This is a genomic window from Streptomonospora halophila (assembly GCF_039542725.1).
GTDB classification, from domain to species: domain Bacteria; phylum Actinomycetota; class Actinomycetes; order Streptosporangiales; family Streptosporangiaceae; genus Streptomonospora; species Streptomonospora halophila.
Genome location: NZ_BAABIK010000018.1, coordinates 25,332 through 37,784 on the forward strand (window position 1 = coordinate 25,332; position 12,453 = coordinate 37,784).

The 12,453-nt window shown below is 71.6% G+C and carries 13 protein-coding genes and 1 tRNA gene; 9 read left to right on the forward strand and 5 right to left on the reverse strand.

Going from position 1 to position 12,453, the window contains the following annotated elements; translation table 11 throughout:
- Window positions 1-298: 298 nt before the first annotated feature.
- Together ABEA15_RS15955 and ABEA15_RS15960 are read left to right on the forward strand one after the other, a co-directional pair.
- Entirely contained in the window at window positions 299-847 is a 549-nt protein-coding gene (locus ABEA15_RS15955) for an AAA family ATPase (RefSeq protein WP_345557235.1), read from the forward strand.
- 80 nt (window positions 848-927) lie between these two features.
- Entirely contained in the window at window positions 928-1,299 is a 372-nt protein-coding gene (locus tag ABEA15_RS15960; protein WP_345557236.1) for a hypothetical protein, read from the forward strand.
- Between the two features lie 68 nt (window positions 1,300-1,367).
- Here the strand turns inward: ABEA15_RS15960 and ABEA15_RS15965 are convergent, their stop codons facing one another.
- Entirely contained in the window at window positions 1,368-2,219 is an 852-nt protein-coding gene (locus tag ABEA15_RS15965) for a helix-turn-helix transcriptional regulator (RefSeq protein WP_344148869.1), read from the reverse strand.
- A gap of 126 nt (window positions 2,220-2,345) precedes the next feature.
- Here ABEA15_RS15965 and ABEA15_RS15970 point away from each other — a divergent pair, with 126 nt between their 5' ends.
- The gene (locus ABEA15_RS15970) at window positions 2,346-3,086 is read left to right on the forward strand and encodes an SDR family oxidoreductase (RefSeq protein ID WP_345557237.1); all 741 of its coding nucleotides are present in this window, start codon (window positions 2,346-2,348) and stop codon (window positions 3,084-3,086) included.
- 72 nt (window positions 3,087-3,158) lie between these two features.
- On the forward strand, window positions 3,159-3,368 hold the full coding sequence (locus tag ABEA15_RS15975) for a tautomerase family protein (RefSeq protein WP_344148875.1): 210 nt from the start codon (window positions 3,159-3,161) through the stop codon (window positions 3,366-3,368).
- Window positions 3,369-3,523: 155 nt separating this feature from the next.
- Here the strand turns inward: ABEA15_RS15975 and ABEA15_RS15980 are convergent, their stop codons facing one another.
- Window positions 3,524-4,159 carry a hypothetical protein gene (locus ABEA15_RS15980; RefSeq protein WP_345557238.1) on the reverse strand — a complete coding sequence of 212 codons (636 nt, stop codon included), beginning with the start codon at window positions 4,157-4,159 and terminating at the stop codon, window positions 3,524-3,526.
- A gap of 548 nt (window positions 4,160-4,707) precedes the next feature.
- Between ABEA15_RS15980 and ABEA15_RS15985 the strand changes: the two genes are divergently transcribed.
- The 3 genes from ABEA15_RS15985 to ABEA15_RS15995 all read left to right on the forward strand — a co-directional run bounded on the left by ABEA15_RS15985 (window position 4,708) and on the right by ABEA15_RS15995 (window position 7,061).
- A complete protein-coding gene (locus tag ABEA15_RS15985) occupies window positions 4,708-5,115 on the forward strand; it encodes a YciI family protein (RefSeq protein ID WP_344148878.1) in 408 nt (135 codons plus the stop codon).
- 6 nt (window positions 5,116-5,121) lie between these two features.
- Window positions 5,122-6,267 (forward strand): RNA polymerase sigma factor, encoded by a 1,146-nt coding sequence (locus ABEA15_RS15990; RefSeq protein ID WP_345557239.1) that lies wholly within the window; start codon window positions 5,122-5,124, stop codon window positions 6,265-6,267.
- A gap of 347 nt (window positions 6,268-6,614) precedes the next feature.
- Complete coding sequence (locus ABEA15_RS15995; RefSeq protein WP_345557240.1) at window positions 6,615-7,061, forward strand: ester cyclase; 447 nt, start codon at window positions 6,615-6,617, stop codon at window positions 7,059-7,061.
- A 370-nt stretch (window positions 7,062-7,431) separates the two neighbouring features.
- Here ABEA15_RS15995 and ABEA15_RS16000 read toward each other — a convergent pair.
- Both ABEA15_RS16000 and ABEA15_RS16005 read right to left on the reverse strand, forming a co-directional pair.
- Window positions 7,432-7,505, reverse strand: a tRNA-Ile gene (locus ABEA15_RS16000).
- Window positions 7,506-7,666: 161 nt separating this feature from the next.
- Window positions 7,667-8,089 (reverse strand): DUF3566 domain-containing protein, encoded by a 423-nt coding sequence (locus tag ABEA15_RS16005; protein ID WP_345557241.1) that lies wholly within the window; start codon window positions 8,087-8,089, stop codon window positions 7,667-7,669.
- On the opposite strand from ABEA15_RS16005, the gene ABEA15_RS16010 reads away from it, so the two are divergent.
- Window positions 8,088-8,870, forward strand: coding sequence for a hypothetical protein (locus tag ABEA15_RS16010; RefSeq protein WP_345557242.1), 783 nt, complete (start codon window positions 8,088-8,090; stop codon window positions 8,868-8,870). The genes ABEA15_RS16005 and ABEA15_RS16010 overlap by 2 nt on opposite strands.
- A 129-nt stretch (window positions 8,871-8,999) precedes the next feature.
- On the forward strand, window positions 9,000-9,395 hold the full coding sequence (locus tag ABEA15_RS16015; RefSeq protein WP_344141459.1) for a hypothetical protein: 396 nt from the start codon (window positions 9,000-9,002) through the stop codon (window positions 9,393-9,395).
- 383 nt (window positions 9,396-9,778) lie between these two features.
- Here ABEA15_RS16015 and gyrA read toward each other — a convergent pair whose 3' ends face one another.
- Entirely contained in the window at window positions 9,779-12,424 is a 2,646-nt protein-coding gene (gene gyrA, locus ABEA15_RS16020) for a DNA gyrase subunit A (protein ID WP_344141458.1), read from the reverse strand.
- Window positions 12,425-12,453: the final 29 nt, after the last annotated feature.

The following is a 12,453-nucleotide window of genomic DNA, read 5'->3' on the forward strand; positions in this document are numbered from 1 at the left end:
GCATCGACATGGCGACTCTCGCTCCGCGAGCGGGGGCGACCGGCCGCCGGGACACGCGACGACGGATCGGCCGGGGTCGTCATGTCACCACGTCGACATGCGCCCGATCCGCCCGATCCGCCCGTCCGCGCCCGCGCCGGGAAGCGCCGTGGCAGCGCGCGGCCGACCGGCCGGGGCGAAACGGCGACACGGCGACACATCCGCATGCCGACAGGCCGACACCCGCACGTCCGAACGAGACCCCCGCAGGAGCACGCCGATCACGGGATCGGCACGCCCGGAACGGAGATAGGACCACATGACCACCGGCCCCGAACGCTCCGTCGTCATCACCGGCGGACCCGGCTCAGGCAAGAGCACGCTGATCGAGCACCTCGGCGCGCTGGGGTTCGCCTCCTCGCCGGAGGTGGGACGCGCCGTCATCCGCGACCAGACCGCCATCGGCGGCCGCGCCCTGCCCTGGAGGGACCCGGACCTGTTCGCCGAGGTGATGCTGTCCTGGGAGATACGCGCGCACGGCCTCGCGGCGGCATTCGGCGCGACCGTGCTGTTCGACCGGGGCGTCGTCGACGTCGCCGGATACCTGCGCGTCGCGGGCCGCCCGGTGCCCGAGCACGTGCACGCGGCCGCCCGCCGCTTCCGCTATCACCGCACGGTCTTCATCGCCCCGCCGTGGCCGGAGATCTACCGGACCGACACCGAACGCCGCCAGTCCCCCGACGAAGCCGAGCGCACCCACGCCGCGATGGTCGACGCCTACACGGAGTACGGCTACGACCTGGTCGAGCTGCCCCGAGCGCCGGTGGCGGAGCGGGCCCGGTTCATGTCCGCGCAGCTGGCCGGGTGACCTGGTCTCCTGGCGCAAGCGGCTTTTCCGAATACGCTGTGCCCATGATGAGCTCGGGAACGGGACGCATGCGGAATGGGATGGCGGCTACGGCCGTCGCGGCCCTGGCGGTCGGGGCGGCGCTTGTCGGCTGCACCCCCGAACAGCGGGAGGCGCTCTTCGGCGGGGTCGCGGCCGAAGGGCTGCGCATCGCCGCCGAGGACGCGTTCGCGTCAGCGGGCTTCCCCATCGAGGGGGAGCTCGACTGCCAGGTCGAGGAGGCCAAGGAAGGCAAGTTCTCGGCGGACTGCAGCGGGACGACACAGCAGGGGGCCGACGTCGCGTTCACCGGCTCCTTCGACAGCGGCGACACCGACTTCACCAACGGTGTCCAGGGCGAGTTCACCGGAAAGGTCGGGGGCGAGACCGTGTTCAGCACCGACTGCCTCGGCTGCGGCGGCCAGGGCGGCTAGCGCCGGCGGTCCCGCACCTCTGAGACCGACGGCCCCCTGCCGCGTGCCGGCAGGGGGCCGCGCGCATCTCAGGTCCGCCGGTCGACGAGTCCCTGGGTGCCGAGGACGGAGAGCAGTTCGAGCTGCTCCGCGGCGCCGGTGCCGATCGCCGGAGTGAACCACAGAAGGCGCTGGCGGCCGTCCTCACTGACCAGGTTGAGGCAGTTGACCTCGACGACGCCCAGCTCCGCGTGGACGATGCGCTTGCGGTCGTTGCGGCGGACGGCGACCTCGTGCCGGTCCCACAGCGCGACGAACTCCGGGCTCCGGTTCCGCAGCTCGGCCACCAGCCGGGCGGCCTCCTCGTCGCGCCCGCCCCGGCGTGCGACGGCGGCGCGCAGGTCGGCGACGAACGTCCGGGACTGGTGCGCGTGGTCCTCGTCCGGGTACAGGGAGCGCGCCGCGGGGTCGGCGAACCAGCGGTAGACGAAGCTCGCTTGCGGCTCCGACGGTTCGGGGGCCGCGCCGAGCAGCGCGACGGCGAGGGGGTTCTGCACGAGCGTGACGTGCAGGTCGGTGATGACCTGGGCGGGTGTGCCGGCGAGCCGGTCGAGGAGGTCCAGCATGCCGGGGTGGACGTGCGACGCCGGACCGCCCGCGGGCGGGACCGGCCGCCCCGCCAGGTGGTACAGGTGGTCGCGCTCGTCCCATGTCAGCCGCAGCGCGCGGGCGAACGCGGCCACCATCTGCTCGGAGGGCTGTGCGCCGCTGCCGCGCTCCAGCTCCGTGTAGTAGTCCACCGAGGCGCCGGCCAGCCGCGCGACCTCGTCGCGGCGCAGGCCGGGGACCCGGCGCCGCGGCCCCTCGGGCAGGCCGACGTCGGGAGGGCGGATCCGATCGCGCCGCGACTTCAGGAACGCTCCCAGTTCAACCAGGTTCATGCCCTCAGTCTCCGCCCTCTCCGCGGCGGCAGCCAGGGGACGCCGTCCCCAGGGTGAAGGGCCTACTGGCTACCCGCCGCCGGGCGCTCCAGGCTCGTGGTGTCGCCGCAAGAACGGAGTAGCACCATGACCGGGTCACAACCCAGGGTCGCCGTCGTGACCGGAGGCTCGCGCGGTATCGGCCGCGAGATCGCGGGCCGCCTCGCCGCCGACGGCTTCGCCGTCGCCGCCGCCTACTCGTCGTCCAGCGAGCTTGCCGACGAGGCGGTCGCGTCGGTGCGGAAGGCCGGCGGGCGGGCGATCGCCGTTCGGGCCGACGTCGCCGACGAGACCGACGTCTCGGAACTCTTCGACGCGGCCGAGACCGCGTTCGGCGGTGTGGACGCCGTGGTGCACGCCGCGGCCCGGTTCGCCCTGTCGAGCGTCGCCGACCTGGACCTCGACGTCCTGGACGACCTGCACCGCACCAACATCCGCGGCACGTTCGTCGTCGCGCAGCAGGCCGCGCGGCGCCTGCGGAGCGGCGGCGCGCTCATCACGTTCTCGACCTCGGTGGTCGGCCTCGCCTTTCCCGAGTACGGCGCCTACAGCGCCAGCAAGGGGGCGGTCGAGGCGCTGACGAGGGTCCTGGCGCGCGAGCTTCGCGGCAGGGACGTCACCGTCAACGCCATCGCCCCCGGCCCGACCGCCACCGATCTGTTCCTGGACGGAAAGGACGACGAGACCGTCGCCCGGCTTGCCGCCCGGCCGCCGCTGGAGCGGCTCGGCACGCCCGCGGACATCGCCGAGGTCGCCGCCTTCCTCGCCGGCCCGCGGGGGCACTGGATCAACGGCCAGGTGGTCCGGGCCAACGGCGGCATCGTCTGAGCGCAGCCGCCGAGGCAGCGCAGCGCCGTCGCGGGAGCGCGACGGCGAACCCCAGCGGAAGGAGAGCACGCAGTGCCGTACGCGAACTTCAAGGTCCCCGCCGGATCCCTGAGCGCGGAGGAGAAGGAGCGCATCGTCCACCGCACCACCGACCTCTACGCCGAGATCTACGGCGAGCGGGCCCGGCCCACCACGATGGTGCTCATCGAGGAGGTACCCGACGGAGGCTGGGGGATCGGAGGGGGCGTCCTCACCCTCGCCATGATCCAGGGCGACGGCTGAGGCAGAGCCCTCTTCCGGCCGTCCACGGGGGCTCGTGCCGGGACCGCGGACCGCCACGCGCGACAAGCCGCCATGTCGACACGTCGCCGAATCGATCGGCGGCCGTGCGGAACGCCGTCCCGCTCGAAGGCGGCGGTGCGGCGTTCCGCCGGGCCCTACGGCGCTTCGACGACGGCGACTTCCGGCGCCTCGTACGACGCCAACTCGATGACCGCGAACGCGACGTCCGCCGGCACCTCGAACACCACGTCGTAGCCGGTCGAGGTGCCGGGGTTGATCTCGTCGGCGAAGGTGCAGATCTCCGTGTGCGTTTCGAAGGACCGCCCGTCCGCGGAGTAGCCGCGCACCTCGCCGGGGTCGACGGCGGGCATGCTCGCGGACTTGCCGACGTTCTCGGCCTCGATGTCCATCACCAGGAACCGGGCGCCGTCGGCGGGCTGGTAGGTGCCCATGCAGTCCTGGTCGTTGTAGCTGTCGGCCGCCTCGATTCCGGTGATCGTGTACTCGAACAGGCCGTCGCTGGGCGAGGTGGGATCCGGCGGCCCGGCGGGCTCGGCCTCGCCCGCCTGCTCCTGTTCCGGGGCTGCGCCGGCGCCTTGGCCGAGGTCCTGTTGGAGGTTCTGAGCCGCCTGTTCGAATCCGGCGGTCAAATAGCGCTGGTAGGAGAGCCATCCGGTACCGCATCCGATGACGAACGCGGCCACGACAGCGATCGCGGGGATGATCCATCGGGGACGGGCGCGGGGTGAACTCGGCACCGCGGACTGCTGCGGGGCATCGGGGGCGGCCATGGGGGAGTCCTTTCTGAGCTGGGGTTTTGACGATACGGATGGGAGCGCGGGCGCGTAGGCGATGGCCGGGTGCGGCCGGTGTGTACTCCTGAGGACGGTGTTCGCGTCGCTCAGCGGTGATCGGAGCGCCGTCGATGTCGGTCGGCGCCCGCGTCGGCGCCGCGGATCGTTCGTCATCACGGACTCACGGGCTTTCGCGGGTCATGGAACGACGCGGAGGACCGCGCTGATCGCGGCTGCTCCGTGGCCATCGGCGACAAGCCGCCATGTCGACACGTCGGCACGTCGCCGTGTCGGCGCGTCGGCATGTCGGGCGCACGCAAGAGGTCGCTTGCCGCGCTCGGGGAGCGGTGTTGAGGTGGGGAAGGGCCCGTCGGCCCGTCGGGTCGCGCCCGCTGCGCGCCGCGGGCCGGAGACCGGGCGACGGTTCACCCGGGCCCGTCCGCGGGCAAAAAAATCTCCGGCGCGATGTCGAGAATCCGCGACCGGCTCCGTCCCCGGGGTGAACGCGGCGACAATGGGTCGCACCAGAACCGGGGAGAGACACGATGGCCAAGTACTTGCTGCTCAAGCACTACCGAGGCGCTCCGGCTTCGGTCAACGACGTTCCCATGGACCAGTGGACGCCGGAGGAGATCTCGGCGCACATGCAGTACATGCAGGACTTCGCAGACCGGCTGGAGGGGACCGGCGAGTTCGTCGACGGCCAGGCGCTCGCCCCCGAGGGGATGTTCGTCCGGTACGACGGCGAAGGGCGCCCGCCGGTCACCGACGGCCCCTTCGCCGAGACCAAGGACCTCATCGCCGGCTGGATGGTGATCGACGTCGACAGCTATGAGCGCGCCGTCGAGCTGGCCGGGGAGCTGTCGGCCGCGCCCGGCGCGGGCGGAAAGCCGATCCACGAGTGGCTCGAGGTGCGCCCGTTCCTGACCTCGCACCCCACGACCACGGAGTGACCTCGGATGAACGAGGCCCTGATCCGGAGCCTCACACCGAGCGTGCTCGGAATCCTCGTCCGCCGCGGAGCCGGCTTCGCGGCGGCCGAGGACGCCGTGCAGGACGCTCTGGTCGAGGCGGTCCGCGTCTGGCAGCCCGACCCGCCGCGGGACCCGAAGGGCTGGCTGGTCACCGTGGCCTGGAACCGGTTCCTCGACGCTACCCGCGCGGACAGCGCCCGCCGCCGGCGCGAGGACCTCGTCGACGAGGAGCCGGCGCCCGGGCCCGCGGCCGCAGTGGACGACACGCTCCAGCTCTACTTCCTGTGCGCCCACCCCTCACTGACGCCGTCGTCGGCGGTCGCACTCACGCTGCGCGCCGTCGGCGGGCTGACCACCCGCCAGATCGCCCGTGCCTACCTGGTGCCCGAGGCGACCATGGCGCAGCGCATCAGCCGCGCTAAGCGCACGGTCTCCGGCGTGCGGTTCGACCGGCCCGGCGACGTCGCCACCGTGCTGCGCGTCCTCTACCTGGTCTTCAACGAGGGCTACTCCGGCGACGTCGACCTCGCCGCCGAGGCCATCCGGCTCACCCGGCGGCTCGCGGCCGCGTTCGACCATCCCGAGGTGGCGGGGCTGCTCGCCCTCATGCTGCTCCACCACGCCCGGCGCGCCGCCCGGATCGCGTCCGACGGCTGCCTGGTGCCGCTCGCCGAGCAGGACCGCGGCCGGTGGGACACCGGGTCGATCGCCGAGGGGGTCGCGATCCTGCAGGCGGCCCTCGCCCGCGACCGACTCGGCGAGTTCCAGGCCCAGGCCGCCATCGCGGCACTCCACGCTGACGCCCCTACCGCCGAGGAGACCGACTGGGTGCAGATCGTCGAGTGGTACGACGAGCTCGCGCGCCTGACCGACAGCCCGATCGTCCGGCTCAACCGCGCGGTGGCCGTGGGCGAGGCCCGCGGCCCGCGCGCCGGACTCGCGGCGCTTGCGGCACTGGACGACACGCTGCCCCGCCACGCCGCGGTGGCGGCCTACCTCCACGAGCGCGACGGAGACACGGCGACGGCGGCGCGGTTGTACGCCGAAGCGGCCCGGAAGGCACCCAACCTCGCCGAACGCGACTACCTGACCCGCCAGGCGGCCCGCCTCAACACCCGCCGGTCCCGCTGAAGGACCGCGCCGGATGCGCCCGCGGCGGTCTTCGGCGCGGCCCGCGGCCCGCGGCCGAGGTGGCGACGGCCCCGCCCGCCTCCGGCACCGTCCGCGGCAAACCGCCATGTCGACACGTCGGCGAATCGATCGGCGGCCGAGTCGCCCGGTGCCTTAGGGCGGGATGGCACCTCGGCCGCACACCGCCGAGTGCAGCGGGGGCCGGGGCGGGGTGGGGCGGCGTGGGCGGGACGACAATCACCGGCTGTTTTCCGTACATATCCCCGCAAAATCGATCGCCGGCGTGGCTGCCGCCTAATGCGGGGGGTAGGGAGCGAGCGTGGCTCTACGTGAAGGGGGTGAGCCACATGTCGACGCCGACACCCACATCCACGGCCGCGGCGATCCACCAGGACATGTTCGACGCGGCCATGAGGCACGACTACGAGCGGCTTCGCGCGCTCATGCACCCCGACTACGTCTTTACCGGTTCTGACGGGGTGGAGCGGGGCGCGGACGACTCCGTCGCCATCGCCGAGGGCTACACCAGCGCGTTTCCCGACGCCTCTCTCGAAGTCATGCACAGCTGGACCCCGACTCCGCAGGTGTCCGTCTTCGAGCTCCGGGTCCGCGGCACTCACCAGGGCGAGTTCAACGGGCTCCAGCCCACGGGCCGCCGGATCGAGATGGTGTTCTGCAACGTGGTCGAGGTCAGCGAGGGGAAGCTGTACCGCGAACGTGAGTACATCGACGTGCAGTCACTGATGCAGCAGCTGGGCGCTGTGCCCGAGCCGCGAAGCGGCACCGAGACGTGACGTCCCGACACGTCGCCGACAGCCGACACGCCTGGCATGACGGTCGAAGCGGGAGGGGCCTTCTGACCCCGGTGTGACTCGCTACATCGGCACCGACGGTCAGAAGGCTCTCGTGCGCCCCGGCCCGGCCCACCGCAACCGCCGACCGCATGCACAGTCCAGTCCCTCATACACCCGCGAAGCGGAGCGCGGCGTGGACCACCGCCCGCCTCCCCACCGCTCGGACACCCATCCCGAGCGCTTCTCAGGAGGCGCGGCCGGAGTATCGCGCTAGTCCTCGCCTTCGGTTGTGGCGCTTGTGTGGCGCACGCAGCCATGAAGAAGGCCCCTGCCGGTGATTCGGCAGGGGCCTTCTTGCAGCTTATGCGGGTGGGCGTACCAGGACTTGAACCTGGGGCCTCATCCTTATCAGGGATGCGCTCTAACCGACTGAGCTATACGCCCGCGTTCCGGGTGGAACTCTACCGCACTCGGTGTACCTGGGCGAACCCGGTTCGGGTGCTGGCGGGAGGGTCGGGCCACCCCGTCGGGTGGCCTCTCCTCGCTTCGATCCTATCGCCTTGGCAGGGATGCTCGGGACTTCGGGCGGTCGCTGTGCCGGTGTCTTACTCGGACTCGGAAAGGGTGATGTCCACGCCGCCGACCAGGTCGGCCGCGAGGTTGTAGAGCATGGCGCCGATGGTGGACAGCGACGTGATGAGGATGATGTTCAGGGCCCCGATCAGGCCGGTGTAGCCCAGTACGCGTCCCGGCGAGAACCACTCCTCCGGGCGGAGGTTGAGCTCGTCGCCCTCGCCTCCCTCGGTGAGGGAGCTGATCAGGTCGGTGATCGCGTCGAAGACGCCGAGCCCCGACAGGATGCCGTAGAGCACGATCACGGCGACGAAGAGGATGATGAAGCACACCAGGGAGATGACGAAGCTGAACCGCATCACCGACCACGGCTCCACGCGGCTCACCGCCAGGTGGGCCTTGCGCGTGGACTTGGCTGCCTTGACCGTGGTCGCGGGTCCGTTCGGCGCCATCATGGACACCCCCCTTTGCTCGGCCTTCGCCATCGCGGGGGACGTGCTCGCGGCCGAACCGCTGTCGCCGCCCGAATCTCCCGCCGAGGCCGACGCGCCGGCGGTCCCCGAACCGCGCGGTGTGCTCGACTTGCTCGGTTCCCCTTGGGGGTCAGTACCCGTTTTCCCGGTGGATCCGCTGTTCGAGGGGCTCGCGGACGTGGCGGACGTGCCCGCGGAGGAGCCCGGGGACTTCGACTTGCCCGAGGAACCCCACGCACCGGAGCCCGAGAACACGGACGACTTGCCCGACGCCGGTGTTTTCGACTTCGCCGACGTGTCGCCGGACTCGCTCGCCGACCCCGCGGACGACGGCCCGCTGCCCGCGGATCCCGTCCCGGTGCCCGCGGACTTCGATGCGCTGGAGGAGGTCGAGCCGGACGACGGCGCCGACGAAGCCGCCGACGTCGTGGAAGCCCGGCTCGCCGACGCCGAGGACGTCGAGGGGACCGAGGAACCGGTCGAGGACGACGAAGAGGACGAGGAAGACGAGGCGGCGGACGTGCTCGACGCGCTTCCGGCGGATGTCGACTTGTCCGCACCGCTTGTCGACTTGTCGGCGGGCTTCTTGTCGGCGGGCTTCGTCGACGTGTCCGCCGCCGGTCCCGGCTTCTTCGCTCCGCTGCCGCCGCCGGCGGCGCTGGTGGACGTGGTACTCGACTTGCTCGACGCGCCCGATCCGCTCGGGGTCGAGCCGCCGGATGCCGTCGGGGACTCGGGGCCCTCCGCGGCGGTCGACGCCTGACCGGAGCCGGCGGACGGGCCGGCGGAGTCCGCCTTGTCGCCGCTCGCTCCGCTCGCGCGGTCCGTGCTCTTCTTGTCGGCCCCGGCCCCGGTTGCGCCGGTCCCGGAGCTCGCGGAACCCTTGGAACCCTTGGCGTCCTTCGCGCTCGCGGATGAGGCCGCGCCGCTCGCACCGCTCGCACCGGTCGCGCCGGCCTTCCCGGCCCCGGCGCCTTCATCGGCCGCCTTCGCGCTCTCACCCCGCCCGGAGCTATCGGCGCTTTCAGAACCCTCAGCGCCTTCGGCGTCGTCGGCGCCCTTGGCGCTCGCGGCGGCCGACTTCGTCTCGCCGGAGCCGCCGGCTGCGCCCTTGCGCTCCGCGGACGTGCTCGACGGCTTCCCCGACGACGCGCTGCCCGGCTCGCCCTTCGAGGCGGCCTCGGCGGAGGGGGCGGTTGCCTCACCCGCCTCGGTGGTGGCGGCCTGTTCCGTCCCCGCCGTCGTCGTTTCCGTACTCAGGGCGCCGTCTGCTGCGGACTCCTCGTGAGCGGCGGACTGCCGTTCGGTGTTATCAGACATAGCCACGTTACCGCTGGACTTCCTTGTGACGGTGGAACAGGGTCAAGGGGGAGGATCGATCGATCCGCGGCCGGACTCCGCACCGGCGGACGACACTGCCACGGGGGCAAACTCTATGCCCGATTCGTCGGTCGGCCGAAACAGCGCGCGGAGGGCGGCCGATACCGCCCTCCGCGATGCGTCTCGGTCCTGCCGTGGAGTCTACGGGTGTCCGGCCACGCGCCGATCTCGCCGCGGTTCCGGCCGGACCGGCGCCGCCCCGCTCACACGCGGCCCGGCACGCGTCAGCCTGCGCAACCGGGCTTGCGGGACGATACGCCCCCGCCGGATCCGGCCCCGACTCCGGCCCGGTCAGGCCTGTGTCTCACCCGGGGCCTCACCCGGATCGCCGTTGTCGACGACCTCGGGTGCCTCAGCGGTTTCGGACTCCGGCACGCCCTCCGCGGACACGTCCGCCACGCCGGTCTCATCCGTGCCGGCCTCGCCCGCGTCGACCTCCACGTCGTCGGCCTCGGCGTTGCGCGCGACCGCGACCACGTGGTTGCCCTCGCCCAGGTTCATCAGCCGCACGCCCATGGTCGTGCGCCCCGACCGCTTGATCTCCGAGCAGCGGGTCCGGATGACCCCGCCCGACGACGTGATCGCGAAGACCTCGTCCTTCTCCGGAGAGACCATCTGAGCGCCCACGAGCTTGCCGCGCGCCTCGACCACCTTGGCGGTCAGCACGCCCTTGCCGCCGCGGTTCTGCACCGGGTACTGGTCGGCGGGCGTCCGCTTGGCGTAACCGCCCTCGGTGGCGACCAGGACGTCGGAGGGTCCGTCGGACTCGCGGACGACGTCCATGCTCAGCAGGTAGTCGTCCTCCAGGAAGCGCATCCCGATGACGCCGCTGGTGGCGCGCCCCATCGGCCGCAGGGACTCGTCGGAGGCCGGGAACCGGATCGCCTGGGCGTCGCTGCTGATCAGCAGCAGGTCGTCGGTGGCGAACACCAGCCGCGCCGCGATCAGCTCGTCCTCGTCGCGCAGGTTGATGGCGATGATCCCGGCCGAGCGCGCGGAGTCGAAGTCCTCCAGCCGCGACTTCTTCACCAGCCCCTGGCGGGTGGCCAGCACCAGGTACGGCGCGTCGTCGTACCCGCGCAGCGCCATCACCTGGGCGATCTCCTCGTCCGGCTGGAACTCCATCAGGTTGGCGACGTGCTGGCCGCGGGCGTCGCGGGCCGCTTCGGGCAGCTCGTAGGCCTTGATGCGGTAGACGCGCCCCTTGTTCGTGAAGAACAGGATCCAGTTGTGCGTGGTGGTCACGAAGAAGTGCTGGACGATGTCGTCCTGCCTCAGCTGGGCACCGCGCACGCCCTTGCCGCCGCGCTTCTGCGCGCGGTAGCCGTCGAGCCGCGTGCGCTTGGCGTAGCCGCCGCGGGAGATGGTGACGACCACGTCCTCCTCGGCGATGAAGTCCTCCATACGCATATCGCCCTCGAAGGGGATGATGTGCGTGCGGCGGTCGTCGCCGTACTTCTCGACGATCTCGGTGAGCTCGTCGCTGACGATGCTGCGCTGCCGCTCCGGCGAGCCGAGGATGTCGTTGTAGTCCGCGATATGGGACATCAGCTCGTCGTACTCGTCGGTGAGCTGCCGGCGCTCCAGTGCCGCGAGCTTGCGCAGCTGCATGTCCAGGATCGCCCGCGCCTGGACGTCGTCGATCTCCAGCAGCCCCATCAGGCCGGTCTTGGCCTCGTCGGCGGAGGCGCTGCCGCGGATCAGCGAGATGACCTCGTCGATGCGGTCGATGGCGCGCAGCAGCGCCCGCAGGATGTGGGCGCGCTCCTCGGCCTTGCGCAGCAGGTAGCGCGTGCGCCGGACGATGACCTCGATCTGGTGCTCGACCCAGAAGCGGATCAGCTGGTCCAGCCGCAGCGTGCGCGGCACACCGTCGACCAGCGCCAGCATGTTCGCGCCGAAGGTCTCCTGCAGCTGGGTGTGCTTGTACAGGTTGTTCAGCACGACCTTGGCGACCGCGTCGCGCTTGAGCACGATGACCAGTCGCTGGCCGGTCCGCCCGCTGCTCTCGTCCTTGACGTCGGCGATGCCGGAGACCTTGCCGTCCTTGACCAGCTCGGCGATCTTCAGCGCCAGGTTGTCCGGGTTCACCTGGTAGGGGAGCTCGGTGACGACGAGGGTCTGGCGCCCCCGCACGTCCTCCTCGACCTCGACGACGGCGCGCATCGTGATCGAACCGCGCCCGGTGCGGTAGGCCTCCTCGATGCCGCGGCGGCCCACGATCAGCCCGTTGGTGGGGAAGTCGGGGCCCTTGATCCGCGCCATCAGCGCGTCCAGCAGGGCCTCGTCGGAGGTCTCGGGGTTGGCCAGGTACCACTTGACGCCGTCGGCGACCTCGCGCAGGTTGTGCGGCGGGATGTTGGTCGCCATTCCCACCGCGATACCGGCGGAGCCGTTCACCAGGAGGTTGGGGAAGCGCGCGGGCAGTACGACGGGCTCCTGGGAGCGGCCGTCGTAGTTGGGCCGGAAGTCGACGGTCTCCTTGTCGATGTCCCGCAGCATCTCCATGGCCAGCGGCGCGAGCTTGCACTCGGTGTAGCGCATGGCCGCGGCGGGGTCATTGCCGGCGGAGCCGAAGTTGCCGTTGCCGTCGACCAGCGGCATCCGCATGGACCACGACTGCGCGAGGCGGACGAGGGTGTCGTAGATCGCGCTGTCGCCGTGCGGGTGGTAGTTGCCCATCACGTCGCCGACGACGCGGGCGCACTTGAAGTACCCGCGGTCGGGCCGGTACCCGCCGTCGTACATCGCGTACAGCACCCGCTGGTGAACGGGCTTCAGGCCGTCGCGTACGTCCGGCAGTGCCCGCCCGACGATGACCGACATCGCGTAGTCGAGGTAGCTGCGCTGCATCTCGACCTGGATGTCGACCGGCTCGACGCGCTGGCCCGGGCCTTCCGCCTCTTCAGGAGCTTCCGGTGTGTTCGCATCCGTCACTGGATGTCGGTCCTTTTCTGGTGAGTCGT

Coding starts and splice junctions, on each gene's coding strand:
- ABEA15_RS15995 (WP_345557240.1), top strand. CDS start 6,615: ATGTCGACGCCGACACCCACATCCACGGCCGCGGCGATCCACCAGGAC.
- ABEA15_RS16010 (WP_345557242.1), top strand. CDS start 8,088: ATGGACACCCCCCTTTGCTCGGCCTTCGCCATCGCGGGGGACGTGCTC.
- ABEA15_RS16005 (WP_345557241.1), bottom strand. CDS start 8,089: ATGATGGCGCCGAACGGACCCGCGACCACGGTCAAGGCAGCCAAGTCC.
- ABEA15_RS15970 (WP_345557237.1), top strand. CDS start 2,346: ATGACCGGGTCACAACCCAGGGTCGCCGTCGTGACCGGAGGCTCGCGC.
- ABEA15_RS15960 (WP_345557236.1), top strand. CDS start 928: ATGGCGGCTACGGCCGTCGCGGCCCTGGCGGTCGGGGCGGCGCTTGTC.
- ABEA15_RS15985 (WP_344148878.1), top strand. CDS start 4,708: ATGGCCAAGTACTTGCTGCTCAAGCACTACCGAGGCGCTCCGGCTTCG.
- ABEA15_RS15965 (WP_344148869.1), bottom strand. CDS start 2,219: ATGAACCTGGTTGAACTGGGAGCGTTCCTGAAGTCGCGGCGCGATCGG.
- ABEA15_RS15955 (WP_345557235.1), top strand. CDS start 299: ATGACCACCGGCCCCGAACGCTCCGTCGTCATCACCGGCGGACCCGGC.
- ABEA15_RS15980 (WP_345557238.1), bottom strand. CDS start 4,159: ATGGCCGCCCCCGATGCCCCGCAGCAGTCCGCGGTGCCGAGTTCACCC.
- ABEA15_RS15990 (WP_345557239.1), top strand. CDS start 5,122: ATGAACGAGGCCCTGATCCGGAGCCTCACACCGAGCGTGCTCGGAATC.